The organism is Streptomyces coffeae (assembly GCF_016741875.1).
Lineage (GTDB): Bacteria > Actinomycetota > Actinomycetes > Streptomycetales > Streptomycetaceae > Streptomyces > Streptomyces coffeae.
Map to the genome: position 1 here is coordinate 64192 of NZ_JAERRF010000028.1, position 18952 is coordinate 83143.

Genomic DNA, 18952 nt, shown 5'->3' on the forward strand with positions numbered 1-18952 from the left:
GCCGGGGCAGGGCCTACCCTGGAGGGGTTATGACTGACTTCCCCGGTGCGCCCACCGGTCCCCGCGACGGCCGTCGTCTGCGCGTCCTCGCCGCCATGTCCGGCGGTGTGGACTCCGCGGTCGCGGCGGCGCGTGCGGCCGAGGCGGGCCACGACGTGACCGGCGTCCACCTCGCGCTCTCCGCCAATCCGCAGTCCTTCCGCACCGGCGCCCGCGGCTGCTGCACCATCGAGGACTCGCGGGACGCCCGGCGCGCGGCCGATGTGATCGGCATCCCGTTCTACGTGTGGGACCTCGCCGAGCGATTCCGCGAGGACGTGGTCGAGGACTTCATCGCCGAGTACGAGGCGGGCCGCACCCCCAACCCCTGTCTGCGCTGCAACGAGAAGATCAAGTTCGCCGCGCTGCTGGACAAGGCGCTCGCGCTCGGCTTCGACGCCGTGTGCACCGGCCACTACGCCACCGTCGTGCGCCGCGAGGACGGCTCCCGTGAGCTGCACCGCGCCAGCGACATGGCCAAGGACCAGTCCTACGTGCTCGGGGTGCTGGACGAGCGCCAGCTCGCCCATGCCCTGTTCCCCCTCGGGGACACCCTGACCACCAAGGACGAGATCCGCGCGGAGGCCGAGCGGCGGGGGCTGGCGGTCGCCAAGAAGCCCGACAGCCATGACATCTGCTTCATCGCGGACGGTGACACCCAGGGCTTCCTCGCGAGCCATCTGGGCACCGCCGAGGGCGACATCGTCGACGAGGAGGGCCGCAAGCTGGGCACCCACGAGGGTGCGTACGGCTTCACCATCGGCCAGCGCAAGGGGCTGCGCATCGGCCACCCGGCGCCCGACGGCAAGCCGCGCTACGTGCTGGACATCTCCCCGGTGAACAACACGGTCACCGTCGGCCCCGCCGAGTCCCTGGACGTCGTCGCCCTCACCGCCATCAAGCCCCGCTGGTGCGGGGCCCCGCCGAGCGGCCCCGGCGGCTACACCGCCCAGCTGCGCGCCCACGGCGGCGAGACCGAGGTCACCGCGGAGCTGGTCGACGGCGCCGAGCTGCGGGTGACCTTCGCCGAGCCGGTCCGGGGCGTCGCCCCCGGCCAGGCCATCGTCCTCTACGACGGGACGCGGGTCGTCGGCTCGGCCACCATCGCCACCACCGAGCGGGCGCGCCCGGTCGTATCCCCGGCGTAGGACCGGCCCGGCGCGGGGCCCCGCAGCCGGGCGGCGGGCCGGGAGCGCCGGGCTCCGGGCCGTTCCCCAGGCGAAGCGGTGGGCGCGGGGTGACGATGGTTGCGTCCGGTCTACCGCGATCCTCCTTCCCGAGGAGCCCCAGGAGGTGGACGAGCGTGAGTTTTTCCTCCGATACCCCTCATGGCGCCGAGAACCGGCCGCGGGACGAGAGTCCCGGCGGCCTCGGCGGTCCGCACGCCGGTCTCATGGGCGTCCTGTCCGAGGCCACCTGGCAGGTCCTGGTCACCGCGGGTCTGGTGGCCATCGCGCTGGGTGTCATCGTGCTGGCGTGGCCGGGGCCCACGCTGGCGGTCGTTGGCGCTCTCTTCGGTGTGTATCTGCTGGTCGGCGGCATCTTTCAGCTGGCCGGGACGTTCAGTTCGCAGGTGCCCCGGCAGTTGCGCGTCCTGGGCTTCGTCAGCGGCGCCCTCTCGGTGCTTCTCGGACTGCTCTGCTTCCGGGGGCCCGCGCAGTCGATCCTGCTGCTCGCGCTGTGGATCGGCTTCGGCTGGCTGCTGCGCGGCGTCATGCTGACCGCCACGGCCATCTCCGCCGAGGAGCTGCCCGCCCGCGGCTGGCAGATCGCCCTCGGGCTGATCACCGCGCTGGCCGGGGTGCTGCTGGTCGTCCTGCCCTTCGGCTCCATCAAGGCGCTCGCCCTGACGGCCGGGGTGTGGCTGATCGCCCTGGGCGTGATCGAAGTGGTCCACGGCATCCAGCTGCGCGTCGGCAGTGGCCACCCACCGCGCAGAGCGGGCCGCGGACTGCACTTCCGCTCGCAGCCCCATCCCCAGCCGTAGGGCCGTCTTCACCGCGGCTCCCTGCTCCCGACGCCTGGCACGGCGCCCCCGGCTACCGCTGGGAGGTGCCCCGTGCGCCCACACGCCGCTCGCGGCCGGGCGCCCCCCTGAAGACGGACCCCAGCCCGCCGCGCGTGGCCCCGCGGGCTGCCGTGAGCGCGGGCCGGAGGGTCCGGGCGGCGCTCGTAGAGTGGCGCCATGAATATCTGTGTCTTCTGCTCCGCCGCCGATCTCGACGCCCGCTACACCACCCCCGCCCGTGAGTTCGCCGAGCTGATCGGCAAGGGCGGGCACACGCTGGTCTGGGGCGGGTCGGACGTCGGGCTGATGAAGGTCATGGCGGACGAGGTGCAGGAGAACGGCGGGCGGCTGGTGGGGGTTTCGGTGGAGTTCCTGGCGGAGAAGGCCCGCCGGAACGCCGACGAGATGGTAATCACCAAGGATCTCGCCGAGCGCAAGGCGCAGTTGCTGGCCCGCGCCGACGCCGTGGTCGTCATGGTCGGCGGCACCGGGACGCTCGACGAGGCCACCGAGATCCTGGAGTTGAAGAAGCACGGTCTGCACATCAAGCCGGTGGTGCTGCTCAACACGGCCGGGTTCTATGACGGGCTGAGGCAGCAGTTCCAGCGGATGGAGGAAGAGGGCTTCCTGCCCCGGCCGCTGAGCGAGCTGGTCTTCTTCGCGGACGACGGCGTGGCCGCCATGGCGTATCTCGAGTCCGTCTGAGGGCCGTTCCGGGGCGGACGGACCTCACCGGGGCCGTTACAGGACGGCAGCGTCCGGCGTGAAGGCCGCCCGCCCGGGGTGCATGGGATTGCGCCAAGCCAGGACGTGCACGTGTACGCGGTGAGGCAAGCTGGGGGCATGGGAACGCATCTGATCACTGGGGCAGGCTCGGGCATCGGCACGGCGGTGGCCGAGCGGCTGGCCGAGCGCGGCGACGAGCTGTGGCTGCTGGCACGGGACGCCGGACGGGCGAAGGAGCTGGAGCGGCGGTTCCCCGGGGCGCGCACGGTCGTCGGAGACCTCGCGGACCCGGAGAAGCTGTCCTGGGCGCTGAGCCACCAGGCGCTGCCGGACCGGCTGGACTCACTGCTGCACATCGCGGGTGTGGTCGACCTCGGGGAGATCGGGGAGCTGACCCCCAAGGCGTGGAACCGCCAGCTCGCCGCCAACCTCGTCTCGCCCGCCGAGCTGACCCGGCTGCTGCTGCCCCAGCTCCGGCTGGCCAAGGGGCATGTGCTGTTCGTCAACTCCGGTGCGGGCCTGCGCGCCAACGCCCAGTGGGGCGCGTACGCCGCGAGCAAGCACGGCCTCAAGGCGCTGGCCGACGCGCTGCGCTGGGAGGAGAGCGACAACGGGGTGCGGGTGACCACTGTCTACCCCGGGCGCACCGCGACCCCGATGCAGGTGAAGGTGCACCAGCAGGAGGGCAAGGAGTACGACCCGGAGCGCTGGATCGCGCCGGAGACCGTGGCCACCACCGTGCTGACCGCGCTCGATCTGCCGCGTGACGCGGAGATCACCGATCTGTCGGTGCGTCCGCGCGGCTGACCCGCACGTCCGCGCCGCCGTCCGTGCCGCCGCTCCGGCCGGGCCTTAGGCTTCCCGGGTGAGCGAGAAGAGCAGCAACCACCACAGCTGGGGCGCCGGGGCCGCGACCGGCGTCGGGTCGATGCCGGGCGGCGACGCGCGGGAGGCCGCGAAGACCGTCACCGGATCGCTGGAGGCCCTGCCGTATCTGGCGGAGCTGCCCGCGCGGGGGCCGGGCGCGGACATGATCGGGCGGACCGCCGGGATGCTCGTCGAGCTGTACGCCCATGTCGAGCCCAGCGGCTGGCGGATCAGCGACCGGCCGGGGCGGGACACCCGGCGGGCGCGGTCCTGGCTGGGCGAGGACCTCGACGCCCTGGAGGAGTACACACAAGGGCACCGGGGGGCGCTGAAGGTCTCCGCCGTCGGGCCGTGGACCCTGGCCGCCGCCCTGGAACTGCGCGGCGGGGAGGCCGCGCTGAGCGACCCGGGAGCCTGCCGGGACCTGACCGCCTCGCTCGCCGAGGGGCTGCGCACCCATCTCGCGGAGGTGCGCCGGCGGGTGCCGGGCGCCGAGGTGGTGCTCCAGCTCGACGAGCCGTCGCTGACCGCGGTGCTGGCCGGGAGCGTCCGTACGGCCAGCGGCTACCGCACCCACCCGGCGGTGGACCGGGCGGTGGTCGAGGGCGCGCTGCGCGATCTGATGTCGGTGGCGGACGGGCCCGTGGTGGTCCACTCCTGCGCCCCGTCCGTGCCGTTCCGGCTGCTGCGGAGGGCCGGGGTCGCGGGGATCTCCTTCGACCTCTCGCTCCTCACGGAGAGTGAGGAGGAGGCGATCGGAGAGGCCGTGGAGGGCGGTACGGCACTCTTCGTCGGTGCCGTCCCCGGCGTGGAGGGTCCATTGTCCGACCCTGCCGGTAGCGTCAGGGGTGTCAGGACGCTGTGGCGCAGGCTGGGGCTGTCTCCAGGGACTCTCGCGGAGTCCGTGGTGATCACTCCGTCGTGCGGTCTCGCGGGTGCTTCGCCCGCGTATGCCCGTACCGCGCTGGCCCATTGCGTCCGGGCGGCGAGATCGCTCGCGGACAACCCTGAGTAACGGGAGGACGACACGGTGGCCGGCGAACAGCAGTCGACAGTGCCCGCCGAGGCACGGGATCAGCACGCCAAGATCGCTGAGCAGGTCGAGGAGCACCGCTTCCGGTACTACGTCAAGGACGCCCCGATCGTCTCGGACGCGGAGTTCGACCGGCTGCTGCGCAGCCTGGAGGCCCTGGAGGAGAAGCACCCCGAGCTCAGGACGCCCGATTCGCCCACCCAGAAGGTCGCGGGGGCGTACGAGACGGAGTTCACCGAGGTCCAGCACCGCGAGCGGATGCTCAGCCTGGACAATGCCTTCGACGACGAGGAGTTGGGGACGTGGGCCGACCGCATCGCCCGCGAGCTGGGGAGCACCGCGTACCACTTCCTCCTCGAGCTCAAGGTGGACGGTCTGGCGGTCAACCTCACCTATGAGCGCGGGCGGCTGACCCGCGCCGCGACCCGGGGCGACGGGCGCACCGGTGAGGACATCACGCCCAATGTGCGCACCATCGCCGAGATCCCCAACCGCCTCAAGGGCGACCGGATCCCGGAGCTGGTGGAGGTGCGCGGCGAGGTCTTCTTCCCCCGCGAGCGCTTCGACGAGCTCAACGCCCGGCTGGTGGAGGCGGGGAAGCCGCCGTTCGCCAACCCGCGGAACGCGGCGGCCGGTTCGCTGCGCCAGAAGGACCCGAAGGTCACCGCCTCCCGTCCGCTGCGCATGGTGGTCCACGGCATCGGCGCCCGGGAGGGCTTCGACATCGACCGGCTGTCGCAGGCGTACGAGCTGCTGCACGAGTGGGGGCTGCCGACCGCGGCCCACTCCCGGGTCGTGGACTCCCTGGAGGGTGTGCGGGAGTACATCGCGTACTACGGCGACAGCGAGCACCGGCACTCGGTGGAGCACGAGATCGACGGCGCCGTCGTCAAGCTGGACGAGATCCCGTTGCAGGGGCGACTGGGCTCCACCTCCCGGGCGCCGCGCTGGGCCATCGCCTGGAAGTTCCCGCCCGAGGAGGTCAACACCAAGCTGGTCGACATCCGGGTCGGGGTGGGCCGCACCGGCCGGGTGACGCCGTACGCGGTGGTGGAGCCGATCACGGTGGCCGGCTCGGAGGTGGAGTTCGCGACCCTGCACAACCAGGACGTGGTCAAGGCCAAGGGCGTGCTCATCGGTGACACCGTGGTGCTGCGCAAGGCGGGCGATGTCATCCCGGAGATCCTGGGCCCGGTCGTCGATCTGCGGGACGGCAGCGAGCGGGAGTTCGTGATGCCCGCCGAATGCCCGGAGTGCCACACCCCGTTGCAGCCCGCCAAGGAGGGCGATGTCGATCTGCGCTGCCCCAACGGCCGTTCCTGTCCGGCGCAGTTGAGGGAGCGCATCTTCTATCTCGCGGGCCGCAAGTGCCTGGACATCGAGAATCTGGGCTATGTGGCCGCCGCCGCCCTCACCCAGCCGCTGGAGCCCTCCGATCCACCGCTGAAGGACGAGGGGGATCTGTTCGATCTCGATATCGAACAGCTGCTGCCCATCAGGTCGTACGTATTGGATCCGGACAGTGGGCTGCCCAAGCGCGACCCCAGGACCGGCGAGGAGAAGGTGGTCACCTTCTTCGCCAACCAGAAGGGCGAGCCGAAGAAGAACGCCCTGGCCATGCTGGCCAATATCGAGGCCGCCAAGCAGCGTCCGCTGGCCCGGATCATCACCGGTCTGTCGATCCGCCATGTCGGACCGGTCGCGGCCACCGCGCTGGCCCGCGAGTTCCGTTCGCTGGACCGGATCGCCGAGGCGAGCGAGGAGGAGCTGGCGGCCGTCGAGGGCGTGGGCGACATCATCGCGGCCTCGGTCAAGCAGTGGTTCACCGTGGGCTGGCACCGCGAGATCGTGGAGAAGTGGCGGCGGGCCGGGGTGCGGCTGGAGGAGGAGGCGGGCGAGGACGAGGGCCCGCGTCCGCTGGCCGGTCTCACCGTCGTGGTCACCGGCACCCTGGCCTCGCACACCCGGGACGGCGCCAAGGAGGCGCTCCAGAACCGCGGTGCCAAAGTCACCGGCTCTGTTTCGAAAAAGACCGATTTCGTCGTTGTCGGCGACAATCCCGGCTCGAAATACGACAAGGCTGTGCAGCTGAAAGTTCCGGTTCTGGACGACGACGGTTTCGCCGTGCTGCTCGAACAGGGGCCCGACGCCGCGAAAGAAGTGGCTCTGGCGGCTCCGGAGTCATCCGAGGAGTAGCCCGGTCCACCCGACCGGCGCAGCGGTCCGGCCATCTTGTCTGCACAGCAGTTCAAAGGTGGCCGGATTACGACTGGGAGCACTTCCCGCGCGTAGCCGGCGGGCATCACCCTTACAGCGCATACCAGAAGGTCACCGATCGTCGGACGGCATTCGGGCAACCGCTGCCGATCCCCGCCCGTCATGGCCTTCTGCCGCCTACTGTTGAGGTGTGCGCCTGCCGTGGCGCGGGCACCGCCGGCTGTGAGAGGGACGGGTATGAAACCGACCGAAAGCGCCGCCCCGGCGTCGCGGCTGCGCCGGGCAGTCCTGCCCGCGCTGCCGGCCGCGGCGGTCGCCATGGCCGCTTTCGCGTTCGGCATCGGAGTGTTCCGGGTGCTCGACGCGGGCCACGCGCTCTTTCCCGACGGCACCGTGGGCTGGTCGTTCGCCGTGCTCACCGGCATCATCGTCGGCCATCTCGTGGCCCTGGGCCGGGACCGCTGGTGGGGCGGCACCGGCTCCGGCGCCGCGTTAACCCTGGCCGCGCTGCTGCTCTACGGCTGGATCCCGGCCGTGCTCATCAGCCTCGCCGTCGTGGTGCTGGTCGGCGCCGCCCGGCGGCACCGCTGGCGGCAGGCCGTTCTGCACGGCGCGGTCGACATCCTCGGCGTCGGCGCCGGGGCCCTCACCCTCGCCGCCTTCGGTACCACGCCCTCCGTCGAAAACCCCTGGCAGACCGACACCTGGGAGATGTCCGCCATCCCCCAGACGGCCCTGACCGCCTTTGCCTATCTCGCCGTCACCCGCGCCCTGCTCTGGTACTCCTTCGCCCCGCCCGGCGCCGGACTGCCCACCGCCGCCCGCACCGCGCTCTTCCGCCACGCCCTCGTCGGCATCGCGCTGCTCGGTATCGCCCCGCTGATCGTCGTCGTCGCCGGGGACACCCCGTTGCTGCTCCCGCTGTTCGCGGTCCCGCTGGTCGCCCTGGACTCCACGCTGTGGATCGCCCGGGTGCGCGCCGAGGAGCAGCTGCGCGATCCGCTCACCGGACTGCCCAACCGCCAGTGGCTGCTGGAGCGCACCTGGGCCGCGCTGGACGAGGCCGAGCGGGCCGGGACCCGTACCGCACTGGTCCTGCTCGACCTGGACCGGTTCCGTTCGGTCAATGACACATTGGGTCATTTGGCGGGCGACCGGCTGCTGCTCCAGATCGCCGAGCGGCTGCGGCTGGCCCTGCCGCGCGGGGCGGAGGTGGCCCGGCTCGGCGGAGACGAGTTCGCGGTGCTGCTGCCCACCACCGACTCGCTCACCGCCGCCCAGCGCTCGGCCCGCGTCCTCGTCGGCGACCTCGGCTCACCGCTCGACCTCGACGGGCTCACCCTGGTGCTGGAGGCCAGCGCCGGGGTCGCGGTCTACCCCGACCACGCGCTGGACGCCGAAGGGCTGCTGCGCCGCGCCGATGTCGCGATGTACCAGGCCAAGCGGGATCGCAGCGGGGTCGAGCTCTACGAGGCCCGCCGCGACGGCAACACCCCCGACCGGCTCGGACTGCTGGGCGATCTGCGGCGCGCCCTGGACGCGGGCGAGGTGGAGCTCCACTACCAGCCCAAGGTCGGCTTCGACGGTCATGTCTCCGGCCTTGAGGCGCTGGTCCGCTGGGTGCACCCGGACCGCGGCCGGGTGCCGCCGGACGAGTTCATCGCCATGGCCGAGAGCTCCGGGCTGATGCCGCGGCTCACCGAATACGTCCTGGAGACCGCCCTCGGCCAGGTCGCCCGATGGCGGGCGGACGGCCTCGAGGTGCCGGTCGCCGTCAATGTCTCGCCGCGCGATGTCCACACCCCCGGTTTCGCGGGCGCGGTGGCCGGACGGCTGGCCCGGCACGGCGTCCCGGCCGGTGCCCTCCAGCTGGAGATAACCGAGCATGTGCTGCTCGAGGACCCCCAGCGCGCGGCCGACACCCTGGCCGGGCTGACCGGCCACGGTGTGCGGATGTCCCTCGACGACTTCGGCACCGGCTACTCCTCCCTGGTGCATCTGCGCAGGCTCCCGGTGAGCGAGCTCAAGATCGACCGTTCCTTTGTGGCGCGGCTGGCCGTGGACAACGAGGACGCGGAGATCGTCCGCTGTACGGTCGACCTCGCCCATTCGCTGGGCCTGCTGGTCGTCGCCGAGGGCGTGGAGGACGACGAGACCTGGGAGCGCCTGCGCGACCTGGGATGCGACGCGGTCCAGGGCTGGCTGGTGGCCGCCGCGATGCCGCCCGAGGAGACCACCGCCTGGCTGCGGGCCCGCGGTGAGGGCGGCTGGAGCCGCGAGGACCCGGACGCCGAGCCGTCCCCGGCCGAAACCGACGCCGACCAGCCGGTCATCTAGCCCCGTACGTCCGGGGCCCATGCCCCGCCGCCGCGCGCGCCCGGCGCCGCCCCCCGACCCTCGCGCCCGTCTGTGGGCCCTCTCCGACCCCGCGCCCTGAACGCCGGCCGCGCTCCGTCCTTCCCGCTGCCGGCCCCGCACCCGAACCCCGCGGCCACGGGCCCCGCGCACCGGTGTACGGCGGGGCGCATGCTCCGGCGCCGTGTACGAACCGCCCCATGACGGCGCCCGGGGCCCCGCCCCGGGACTGGCCCGGCGGGGCGGGGGAAAGCGTTTCGCGCCCGGTGCGGGCGGCGCCATAGGATTGGGGCCGGAACTTACACACTCACCCCGAGGATCTGCATGCCTGGCATCACGCGCGAGGAGGTCGCCCACCTCGCCCGGCTGGCGCGTCTGGAGCTGAAGGACGAAGAGCTCGACCACTTCGCCGGACAGCTGGACGACATCATCGGCGCGGTCGCCCGCGTCTCCGAGGTCGCCGACCAAGACGTACCGCCGACCTCTCACCCGCTGCCGCTGACCAACGTCATGCGCCCGGACGAGGTCCGTCCGTCGCTGACCCCGCAGGAGGCGCTGGCCTGCGCCCCGGCGCAGGAGCAGCAGCGTTTCAAGGTGCCGCAGATCCTGGGGGAGGAGTGACCACCATGGCCGATCTGACCAGGCTCACCGCGGCGGAGATCGCCGTCAAGGTCGCCTCCGGCGAGCTCACCGCCGTCGAGGTCACCGAAGCCCATCTGGCCCGTATCGAGGCCGTCGACGAGAAGGTGCACGCCTTCCTGCACGTGGACCGGGAGGGCGCGCTCGCGCAGGCGCGCGCGGTCGACGAGAAGCGGGAGCGCGGCGAGGAGCTGGGCCCGCTGGCCGGTGTTCCGCTCGCGCTCAAGGACATCTTCACCACCCAGGGGATCCCGACCACCGTCGGCTCCAAGATCCTCGAGGGCTGGCTCCCGCCGTACGACGCCACCGTGACCAAGCGGCTGCGGGACGCGGGCGTCGTCGTGCTCGGCAAGACCAACATGGACGAGTTCGCCATGGGGTCCTCGACCGAGAACAGCGCGTTCGGCCCCACCGGCAACCCGTGGGACCTCACCCGTATCCCCGGCGGCTCCGGCGGCGGCTCCTCCGCCTCGCTGGCCTCGTTCCAGGCCCCGCTGGCCATCGGTACCGACACCGGCGGCTCCATCCGCCAGCCCGCCGCCGTCACCGGCACCGTCGGCGTCAAGCCCACCTACGGGGCGGTGTCCCGGTACGGCATGGTGGCGTTCTCCTCCTCCCTGGACCAGGGCGGCCCCTGCGCCCGCACCGTGCTGGACGCGGCGCTGCTGCACGAGGTGATCGCCGGACACGACCCGATGGACTCCACCTCCATCGACGCGCCCGTCCCGCCGGTCGTCGAGGCCGCGCGCAACGGCAGTGTGCAGGGCATGCGCATCGGTGTCGTCAAGGAGTTCGCGGGCGAGGGCTACCAGGCCGGCGTGATGCAGCGGTTCAACGAGTCCGTGGAGCTGCTGCGCGAGCTGGGCGCCGAGATCGTGGAGATCTCCTGTCCGTCCTTCGACAAGGCGCTGGCCGCCTACTACCTGATCGCCCCGTCGGAGTGCTCGTCCAACCTGGCCCGCTTCGACGCCATGCGCTACGGCCTGCGGGCGGGCGACGACGGCAGCCGCTCCGCGGAGGAGGTCACCGCGCTGACCCGCGCGGAGGGCTTCGGCGCCGAGGTCAAGCGCCGCATCATGCTCGGCACCTATGCGCTCAGCTCCGGCTACTACGACGCGTACTACGGTTCCGCGCAGAAGGTCCGCACCCTGATCACCCGGGACTTCGAGAAGGCCTTCGAGCAGGTCGACGTGCTCATCTCGCCGACCACTCCGACCACCGCCTTCCCGATCGGCGAGCGCGCCGACGACCCGATGGCGATGTACCTGGCCGACCTGTGCACCATCCCGGCGAACCTCGCGGGCAACGCGGCCATGTCGCTGCCCTGCGGGCTGGCGCCCGAGGACGGTTTGCCGGTGGGCCTCCAGATCATCGCCCCTGCCATGGCCGACGACCGGCTCTACAAGGTCGGTGCCGCGGTCGAGGCCGCGCTCACCGCCACGTGGGGCCACCCGCTGCTTGAGGAGGCACCGTCCCTGTGAGCGCTCTGAAGAAGGCCAAGGGCTTCAAGAAGTCCAAGCCTGGCACCTACTTGTCCATCGGGACCACGCTGTTCGGCGCGGTCAATGTCTTCAAGCAGGCCAAGAAGGCCCGCTTCGAGAACGACAAGCTCCAGCTGGCCGATGCGGTGGTCTCGGCCGCCGCCATCGTCACCGGCGTCGCCCTGCTCGTCCGCGAGCTCAAGCGTATGGGCGACGACGACGTCCTCGCGGACTGAGAGGTTAGTTTTCCGTGACCGTCACTGAACTGGTGTCGTACGAGGACGCCATGGCCGCCTACGAGCCTGTGATGGGGCTCGAGGTGCATGTCGAGCTCGGCACCAAGACCAAGATGTTCTGCGGGTGTTCGACGACGCTGGGCGCCGAGCCCAACGCGCAGACCTGCCCCACCTGCCTCGGCCTGCCCGGCTCGCTGCCGGTCGTCAACGCGACCGGTGTCGAGTCCGCCATCAAGATCGGTCTCGCGCTGAACTGCGAGATCGCCGAGTGGTGCCGCTTCGCCCGGAAGAACTACTTCTATCCGGACATGCCGAAGAACTTCCAGACCTCGCAGTACGACGAGCCGATCGCCTTCAACGGCTATCTGGACGTCGAGGTCGAGGGAGAGATCTTCCGCGTCGAGATCGAGCGCGCCCACATGGAGGAGGACACCGGCAAGTCCACCCATGTCGGCGGTGCCACCGGCCGTATCCAGGGTGCCTCGCACTCTCTCCTGGACTACAACCGGGCCGGGATCCCGCTCATCGAGATCGTCACCAAGCCGATTGTCGGGGCCGGGGAGAAGGCCCCCGAGGTCGCCAAGGCGTACGTCACCGAGCTGCGGGAGCTCATCAAGGCGCTCGGGGTCTCCGAGGCGCGCATGGAGATGGGCCAGATGCGCTGCGATGTGAACCTCTCGCTGCGCCCGCACGGCGCCGAGAAGTTCGGCACCCGCTCGGAGACGAAGAACGTCAACTCGCTGCGCTCGGTGGAGCGTGCGGCGCGCTTCGAGATCCAGCGCCATGCCGCGGTGCTCGGCGGCGGCGGGACGATCATCCAGGAGACTCGTCACTTCCACGAGGAGGACGGCTCCACCACTCCCGGCCGGGTCAAGGAGGAGGCGGAGGACTACCGCTACTTCCCCGAGCCGGACCTGGTGCCGGTCGCCCCGTCCCGGGAGTGGGTCGAGGAGCTGCGGGCCGGGCTTCCGGAGCTGCCGCGGGTGCGCCGTACCCGACTGCGCGAGGACTGGGGCATCTCGGAGCACGAGATGCAGTCGGTGCTCAACGCGGGCGCGATCGACCTGATCTCCGCCACCATCGACGCGGGCGCCCCGGCCGACCAGGCCCGTAAGTGGTGGATGGGCGAGCTGGCCCGCCGGGCCAACGAGGAGGGCACCGAGCTCGCCGCCCTGCCGATCACCCCGGAGCAGATCGCGCGGGTGTGCGCCCTGGTCAAGGAGGGCTCGCTCAACGACAAGCTGGCGCGCCAGGTCATCGAGGGCGTGCTCGCGGGCGAGGGCGACCCGGACACCGTGGTGGAGAAGCGCGGTCTGAAGGTGGTCTCGGACGAGGGCGCGCTCGGCACCGCCGTCGACGAGGCGATCGCCGCCAACGCCGCCATCGCCGACAAGATCCGCGGCGGCAAGGTCGCGGCCGCGGGCGCGCTCGTGGGCGCGGTCATGAAGGCCACCCGCGGCCAGGCGGACGCGGCCCGCGTCCGCGAGCTGATCCTGGAGAAGCTCGGCGTCGAGGGCTGAGCGTCACCGCAGTACGACGACGGGGTGGGCCCGGGCGGGCCCACCCCGTTGTGCTGTACGCGGCGGAGGGTCCAGCCGTCGCCGACCGGCCGGTACGACGGGGCGGCCCGGTCAGCGGGTGAGCAGCCGGGGGGTGAGATCCGGGGTGTCGAACTCCGCGTCGTCGAACGGGTACAGCGGCCGCTCGATGCGGTGGTGGCCCAGCCGCAGCAGGTCCTGGTCCACCCCGCCGGGGGTGAGCGCCAGCCGCCAGTCCGCCGCCATCTCGTACAACTCCGGCTCCAGATAGCCGATCTTGACGACCACCAGGTCGTAGCCGCGCGGATCCAGCTCCCCGAAGTCGGCCCGGGTGTGGAACGGTTTGCGGCGGCTGACCAGGACCACGGTGACTCCGCCGCTGCGCACGGCCGCCAGATCGCCGCCCACCTCGTCGTCCCGCCGCAGTGCCACCACCTCGCCGGTGAGCGCGTACGGTGCGGCGTGCTCCCCGGTCCCGGCGCTGACCGCGCCGCCGACCGACAGCCGTACGGTGGCGCCGAGCCCGGCGGTGAAGCACTCCGCGACCGCCGCGGGATCGGTGATGCCCGGGTGCAGGGCGGTGACGCGGCCGGAGGCCAGCTCCTCGTGGGCCAGCAGCCGACCCAGCACATAGGCCAGGTCACCGGCGCCCCCGGCGGTGGGATTGTCTCCGGAGTCGCTGATCAGGAACGGGCGGGCGGGGGAGGCCACGGCTTCGGCGATGCACGCGTCGGCGGTGCCGGTGGGGCCGACGAAGACGAAGTCGCGGCGCACCTCCCAGTATTCGCGGGCCAGGGAGCGGGCCTGTTCCACCGCGAGGACGGGGTCGTCGGCGGTGACCACCACCGCGGCCCGGCAGCGCGGTTCGTCCGCCCAGGCGTAGCCGACCCACACTGCGGCGTCCACCACGCCGTCCAGCGCCTCTACCGCGGCCAGCCGTCCGTAGAGCGACTTGGCGGGCTCCAGCCGGGTGCTGGTCTTCTCACCGGGCAGCAGTACCGGGATCTGGACCCAGGCCACATGGGGGCGGCCCTTGCCGGAGACGAGCCGCTCCACCAGCTTGCGGGCGGCGCGCTCCCGGGTCTCCCAGGCGTCCTCGTGCGGGGCCAGCCGGTGGGCGGTGAGGAGGTCGAGCCGGTCGGCGAACCGGCGGGAGACATTGCCGTGCGGATCCATGGCGGCGGAGATCAGCGCGTCGGGGCCGATCGCCTCCCGTACCGCGTCGGTCAGATCGCCCTCGGCGTCCTCCATGCCGACCACGCTCATCGCGCCATGGATGTCGTAGACCAGCCCGTCGAGGGGGCCGTCCTGGTGCGCGCGGCGCAGCCGGTCGGTGAGTTCGTCCTTGATGCGGTCGTAGGTGTCGCGTTCCACCGGCCCGCCGGGGAGGGAGACGGCGTGGACCAGCGGAACCCATGCGACCCGTTCCGCGAGATCGCCGTCGGCCGCGGTCCAGGTGTAGCGGTCCAGCAGTTCGGCGCCGCGGGTGATCCGGAAGTCGTCGTAGGTGGTGCGGTGCGGGCAGAAGGTGCTGGATTCGATGGACATACCGCCGATCCCGATGCGCAGGCGGCGGCCTTGGGGTGCGGGGGGAGCCATGCTGTCTCGCTTTCGCGGTACGGACATCTCAGGGGGCGGTGGGGAGGGGGCAGCGGGCGGCGGCCCCGGCCAGGGGCATCGGACGGCCTCCCGCGGCGAGTTCGCGCACCGCGGCGTGGCCCGCGCCCAGCAGCCCCGCGTCGGCGCCGCTGGTAGCGGCCGTGATGGTCAGCTCGCTCGTGGCCATCGGCAGACAGCGCTCGTACAGCACTCCGCGGACCGCCGCGACCAGCGGTTCGGCCTCGGCGAGGGCTCCGCCGAGGACCACCGCCTCGGGGTTGAAGGAGTTGACGACGACGGACAGCACCGCGCCGATGTGCCGCCCCGCCTGCGTTCGGCGGCGTCGACCCGTACATGGCTGATGTCGCCCGCCGAGCCGCGCGCCCCGCGGTAGAGGCGGCCATCGCTGATGACCCCGGAGCCGATACCGCGCCCGGCCTTGACCACCACGAGGTGGCGCAGCCCGCAGCGGGCGGCGCGGTGCTCGCCGAGGGCCATCATGTTGGCGTCGTTGTCGACGAGGACGGGCAGCTCCAGACGTCTCGAGAGCCGGTCGCGCAGTTCGTACAGATGTCGGCCGGGCATCCGGGACGGGGCGATGACCTGGCCGGTGCCGGTGTCGACCGGTCCGGGGAAGCCCACCCCGACCGCCCGTACGGTACGGCCCGCGGCGCGCCGGCGGTCGGCCGGCTCGGTCAGCCCGACCGCTCCGGTCCGGGCGTGATGGCTGCCCAGGTCGGCGGCGAGCGCCACGGCCCCGCTGTCCGATATCCGGACATGGGCGGCGGAGCCGGGCTGCTCGTCGGCGACGGTCATAGGGCGCGCTTTCCATCGGGTTGTTGTGGTACTTCTCCGGAACTCGGCATGACTACTTTATTTGCTGGCCGAATCAAGTCCCGGTATCTCGCGACATTCAGTGACAATATTCGGCACCGGTCACACCAGACTCGTGACGTCATCTCAGAGGCGTCCGTACTTTGCTCGCTGTCTTCGAACGGCCGAGCGGCCGAGCGGCCGATGAATCCCGCGGAGGCAGCATGGGTCTGCGTCACACCCGTGGGCTGCTGGACACCGCCGAGCGGCCCGACCCGGCGGCGGAACGGGCCGGGGCGCCGCTGGGCGGCGAGACGCCGTCGGCCGCCGATCCGCCCTCGGGCTGCCGGTTCCGCACCCGCTGCCCGGCAGCCCGGGAGATCTGCGCCCGTGCCGACCCGGTGGAGTCCGAACCGGCGGCCCCGGGCACCGGGCGGCCTGCCACTTCCCGCTGGTCCCGGCGGCCGCGGTGTGAGGTGACGGGGGTGGCCGGCCAGGCCCGTGCCAAGAATGTGGTGATCGCCACAAAGGGGACAAAGGATCTTTTCCGGCTGGCAGAGTGCACAGGTCACAACCACATCACGCGCTCACCGCCACGGACCCGGCCATCGCCGGGAGCCCGCGCGAGACCGGCGCCGTACCCGGAAAGCAGCCATGGCCGCACTCGCCCGGTGGTGTCTCAGGCGCCCCGTCCTCGTCATCGTGCTGTGGCTGGCGGCGTTCGCGGGAGTCGCCTCGGCGGCGGTGGCGGCCGGTTCCGCATACTCCAACAACTACGACATCCCGGGAACCGACTCCTCCAGGGTCTCGGCCCTGCTGGAACAGCGCTTCCCCGACCGGTCCGGGGACAGCGACACCCTGGTCTGGCACACCCCCGCATCCGCCGGATCCGTAGCCTCCGCGGACGTCGAGCAACGGATGACCCCGGCGCTGCACCGGATCGCGCGGCTGCCCGGCGTGGTCTCCGTGACCGGCCCGTACGGCGCCGAGGGCAGCGGCGGCCGCATCAGTGCCGACCGGCACACCGCCTATGCCACCGTCGTCTTCCGCGAACCCGCGACCGACCTGGGTGAGGCCGAGGTGCGCCGGGTGCTGGACACCGCACGCTCCGCCGCCCACGGAGTCCCCGGACTCCAGGTCGAGATGGGCGGGGCGGGCGCGAGCCTGACCGAGAGCTCCGGCTCCGCGCATCTCAGCGAGATCATCGGGGTCGCGGTGGCAGCCGTGGTCCTCTTCCTCGCCTTCGGTTCGGTCGCCGCGGCCCTGCTGCCGATCGCCACCGCGCTCATCGGTGTCGGCACCGCCTACGCCGCCATCGGACTGCTCGGCCACGCGATGACCGTGGCCGACTTCGCGCCCATGCTCGGGGTGCTGATCGGCCTCGGTGTCGGCATCGACTACGCGCTGTTCATCGTCACCCGGCACCGCCGGGGGCTGCGGCGGGGGCTGTCGGTCGACGAGGCCGCACGGCGCGCGGTGGCCACCTCGGGCCGTGCGGTGGTCTTCGCGGGCGCCACTGTCTGTCTCGCCCTGCTCGGCATGCTCGTGCTGCGGCTGGAGTTCCTGGGCGGGGTCGCGGTGGCGGCCTCGCTCACGGTCGCGTTCACCGTCGCCGCCTCGCTCACCCTGCTGCCCGCGCTGCTCGGCCTGATCGGAACGAAGGCCCTGAGCCGGCGGGAACGCGCCCGGCTGGCCGCGCACGGTCCACAGCCGGTGCGCCATCACGGCCTGGCCGGCCGCTGGGCGGCCCTCGTCGAACGCCGCCCCAAACTGCTGGGCGGGGTGGCCGCCGCCGTGGTCCTCGTCCTCGCCGTGCCCACCTTCTCCCTCCATCTGGGCACCTCCGACCAGGGCAACAACCCCGCAGACTCCACCACCCGACGCGCCTACGACCTGCTCGCCGAAGGGTTCGGCCCCGGCTTCAACGGCCCGCTCACGCTCATCGGCCGGATCGACGGGGCGGACGACCGGATGGCCTTCACCGAGCTGCCCCACACCCTGCGCGCCACCAAGGGCGTGGCGTCGGTGAGCGCCGCGGACCTCGGTGGAGGGGGTGACACCGGGCTCATCACCGTCGTCCCGAAGACCGCCCCGCAGGCCGAGGCCACCTCCCAACTCGTCCACCGGCTGCGCGCCGAGGTGCTGCCGGAGGCCGAACGGGACAGTTCGCTGAGGGTGTACGTGGGCGGACTGACCGCGGGCTACGACGACTTCGCCGCGGTGATCGTCGCCAAGCTGCCGCTGTTCGTGGGGGTGGTGGTGGCCCTCGGCTGTGTGCTGCTGCTGCTCGCGTTCCGCAGCATCGGCATCCCCGTCAAGGCGGCGGTCATGAACGTGGCCGCCGTCGCGTCGTCCTTCGGCGTGGTCGTTGCGATCTTCCAATGGGGCTGGGGGAGCGAGCTGCTGGGGCTGGGCAGGGCGGGTCCGATCGAACCGTTCCTTCCGGTGATCATGGTCTCGGTGCTCTTCGGCCTCTCCATGGACTACCAGGTCTTCCTGGTCAGCCGGATGTACGAGGAGTGGCAGCACACCCGGGACAACCGGATCGCGGTCCGGGTCGGTCTCGCCGAGACCAGCCGGGTCATCAACTCCGCCGCCGTCATCATGATCGCCGTCTTCTCCGCGTTTGTGCTCAGCGGCGACCGGATCATCGCGATGTTCGGCATCGGGCTCGCCGCCGCCGTCGCCCTGGACGCCTTCGTACTGCGCACGCTGCTGGTGCCCGCCCTGATGCATCTGCTCGGCGGCGCCAACTGGTGGCTGCCGGGGTGGCTGGAGCGGCTGCTGCCGCGGATCAGCATCGAGGGGGAGAGCGCGGCGGCCGGTCCGGTGACCCTGCCCGCACAGCGCGACGGACAGACCGTGGAGGCGGGCACACGGGGCGGCGTCTGAGGCGGGCGGCTGGGCGGGTCTTCGGCGTCTGAGGAGGTACGGCCCGGTCGCCCGGTGTCCTGAGCACCGTCCGAGGCCGATGCCTAAGGACCTGCCTAAGGCCCCCGCCCACGTCGGGCCGAGCGGCCTAAGGCCCGAGGCCGGACGAAGATCGGGCAGCCTCCCGATGTGCCGGAACCCCCCGGCGGACGAAAGTGGAGTCACCTTCGGAGCATGTCTCGTCTTCGAAGAACACTTCGTCTTCAGGGAGAACACCATGCTGCACCACGAACTCCACCGCGTCCGTGAGGCCGAGCTGCTGCGCCGGGCCGCCGCCGAGCGCCTGGCCCGTGAGGCCGCCACCGGACGCCGCGGCCGGTCCGCGGAACCCGAATCGGGAGGGCGGGTGAAGCTGACCCGGCGGTCCGGCCACGGACACCGCTCGCCCCGGTCCTACGGCACCGCGGCCTGACCACGGCTTCCATGCCATGACGACCGTGGGGGCCACGGGGAAAGACCGTGCCCGGACA

At 72.1% G+C, this 18952-nt stretch carries 16 protein-coding genes and 1 pseudogene; 14 read left to right on the top strand and 3 right to left on the bottom strand.

Annotated features, from left to right (window positions below):
- Positions 1–29: 29 nt before the first annotated feature.
- From mnmA to gatB, 11 genes are all read left to right on the top strand, one after another.
- Positions 30–1187 carry a tRNA 2-thiouridine(34) synthase MnmA gene (gene mnmA / locus JK363_RS33195; protein ID WP_201881014.1) on the top strand — a complete coding sequence of 386 codons (1158 nt, stop codon included), beginning with the start codon at positions 30–32 and terminating at the stop codon, positions 1185–1187.
- A 155-nt stretch (positions 1188–1342) separates the two neighbouring features.
- Positions 1343–2026, top strand: a complete 684-nt coding sequence (locus JK363_RS33200) for an HdeD family acid-resistance protein (RefSeq protein WP_307821962.1) — start codon at positions 1343–1345, stop codon at positions 2024–2026.
- Between the two features lie 198 nt (positions 2027–2224).
- Positions 2225–2752 carry an LOG family protein gene (locus JK363_RS33205; RefSeq protein WP_201881015.1) on the top strand — a complete coding sequence of 176 codons (528 nt, stop codon included), beginning with the start codon at positions 2225–2227 and terminating at the stop codon, positions 2750–2752.
- Positions 2753–2890: 138 nt separating this feature from the next.
- Positions 2891–3580, top strand: a complete 690-nt coding sequence (locus JK363_RS33210) for an SDR family oxidoreductase (RefSeq protein ID WP_201881016.1) — start codon at positions 2891–2893, stop codon at positions 3578–3580.
- 58 nt (positions 3581–3638) lie between these two features.
- On the top strand, positions 3639–4655 hold the full coding sequence (locus JK363_RS33215) for a methionine synthase (protein WP_201881017.1): 1017 nt from the start codon (positions 3639–3641) through the stop codon (positions 4653–4655).
- Between the two features lie 15 nt (positions 4656–4670).
- Entirely contained in the window at positions 4671–6869 is a 2199-nt protein-coding gene (gene ligA / locus JK363_RS33220) for an NAD-dependent DNA ligase LigA (protein ID WP_201881018.1), read from the top strand.
- Between the two features lie 258 nt (positions 6870–7127).
- Complete coding sequence (locus JK363_RS33225; RefSeq protein ID WP_201881020.1) at positions 7128–9227, top strand: putative bifunctional diguanylate cyclase/phosphodiesterase; 2100 nt, start codon at positions 7128–7130, stop codon at positions 9225–9227.
- A gap of 342 nt (positions 9228–9569) precedes the next feature.
- Entirely contained in the window at positions 9570–9866 is a 297-nt protein-coding gene (gene gatC / locus JK363_RS33230) for an Asp-tRNA(Asn)/Glu-tRNA(Gln) amidotransferase subunit GatC (RefSeq protein WP_176180497.1), read from the top strand.
- A 5-nt stretch (positions 9867–9871) separates the two neighbouring features.
- Complete coding sequence (gatA, locus tag JK363_RS33235; RefSeq protein WP_201881022.1) at positions 9872–11365, top strand: Asp-tRNA(Asn)/Glu-tRNA(Gln) amidotransferase subunit GatA; 1494 nt, start codon at positions 9872–9874, stop codon at positions 11363–11365.
- On the top strand, positions 11362–11601 hold the full coding sequence (locus JK363_RS33240) for a hypothetical protein (RefSeq protein WP_201881024.1): 240 nt from the start codon (positions 11362–11364) through the stop codon (positions 11599–11601). Before gatA ends, JK363_RS33240 begins: the two co-directional genes overlap by 4 nt.
- 14 nt (positions 11602–11615) lie before the next feature.
- Positions 11616–13121 (top strand): Asp-tRNA(Asn)/Glu-tRNA(Gln) amidotransferase subunit GatB, encoded by a 1506-nt coding sequence (gene gatB, locus JK363_RS33245; protein ID WP_201881026.1) that lies wholly within the window; start codon positions 11616–11618, stop codon positions 13119–13121.
- A gap of 111 nt (positions 13122–13232) precedes the next feature.
- Here gatB and JK363_RS33250 read toward each other — a convergent pair whose 3' ends face one another.
- From JK363_RS33250 to JK363_RS43035, 3 genes are read right to left on the bottom strand one after another with little or no spacing between them, the layout of a single operon-like run.
- Entirely contained in the window at positions 13233–14738 is a 1506-nt protein-coding gene (locus JK363_RS33250) for a M81 family metallopeptidase (protein WP_201881028.1), read from the bottom strand.
- Between the two features lie 28 nt (positions 14739–14766).
- On the bottom strand, positions 14767–15006 hold the full coding sequence (locus JK363_RS44355; RefSeq protein ID WP_307821963.1) for a hypothetical protein: 240 nt from the start codon (positions 15004–15006) through the stop codon (positions 14767–14769).
- On the bottom strand, positions 14907–15554 hold the full coding sequence (locus JK363_RS43035; RefSeq protein ID WP_307821964.1) for an ROK family protein: 648 nt from the start codon (positions 15552–15554) through the stop codon (positions 14907–14909). Before JK363_RS43035 ends, JK363_RS44355 begins: the two co-directional genes overlap by 100 nt.
- 221 nt (positions 15555–15775) lie before the next feature.
- Between JK363_RS43035 and JK363_RS44360 the strand changes: the two are divergent.
- From JK363_RS44360 to JK363_RS33270, 3 genes and pseudogenes are all read left to right on the top strand, one after another.
- Positions 15776–15877, top strand: a pseudogene (locus JK363_RS44360) (hypothetical protein); the annotation flags it as partial.
- Positions 15878–16205: 328 nt separating this feature from the next.
- Positions 16206–18443 (top strand): MMPL family transporter, encoded by a 2238-nt coding sequence (locus JK363_RS33265; protein WP_201881029.1) that lies wholly within the window; start codon positions 16206–16208, stop codon positions 18441–18443.
- A 256-nt stretch (positions 18444–18699) separates the two neighbouring features.
- On the top strand, positions 18700–18894 hold the full coding sequence (locus JK363_RS33270) for a hypothetical protein (protein WP_201881030.1): 195 nt from the start codon (positions 18700–18702) through the stop codon (positions 18892–18894).
- Positions 18895–18952 lie beyond the last annotated feature (58 nt).

What these genes read in the sequence shown, in the direction of transcription:
- JK363_RS33225 (WP_201881020.1), top strand. Translation starts at nt 7,128, where the DNA reads ATGAAACCGACCGAAAGCGCCGCCCCGGCGTCGCGGCTGCGCCGGGCA.
- JK363_RS43035 (WP_307821964.1), bottom strand. Translation starts at nt 15,554, where the DNA reads ATGACCGTCGCCGACGAGCAGCCCGGCTCCGCCGCCCATGTCCGGATA.
- JK363_RS33205 (WP_201881015.1), top strand. Translation starts at nt 2,225, where the DNA reads ATGAATATCTGTGTCTTCTGCTCCGCCGCCGATCTCGACGCCCGCTAC.
- JK363_RS33250 (WP_201881028.1), bottom strand. Translation starts at nt 14,738, where the DNA reads ATGGCTCCCCCCGCACCCCAAGGCCGCCGCCTGCGCATCGGGATCGGC.
- gatA (WP_201881022.1), top strand. Translation starts at nt 9,872, where the DNA reads ATGGCCGATCTGACCAGGCTCACCGCGGCGGAGATCGCCGTCAAGGTC.
- mnmA (WP_201881014.1), top strand. Translation starts at nt 30, where the DNA reads ATGACTGACTTCCCCGGTGCGCCCACCGGTCCCCGCGACGGCCGTCGT.
- JK363_RS33270 (WP_201881030.1), top strand. Translation starts at nt 18,700, where the DNA reads ATGCTGCACCACGAACTCCACCGCGTCCGTGAGGCCGAGCTGCTGCGC.
- JK363_RS33265 (WP_201881029.1), top strand. Translation starts at nt 16,206, where the DNA reads ATGGCCGCACTCGCCCGGTGGTGTCTCAGGCGCCCCGTCCTCGTCATC.
- gatC (WP_176180497.1), top strand. Translation starts at nt 9,570, where the DNA reads ATGCCTGGCATCACGCGCGAGGAGGTCGCCCACCTCGCCCGGCTGGCG.
- JK363_RS33210 (WP_201881016.1), top strand. Translation starts at nt 2,891, where the DNA reads ATGGGAACGCATCTGATCACTGGGGCAGGCTCGGGCATCGGCACGGCG.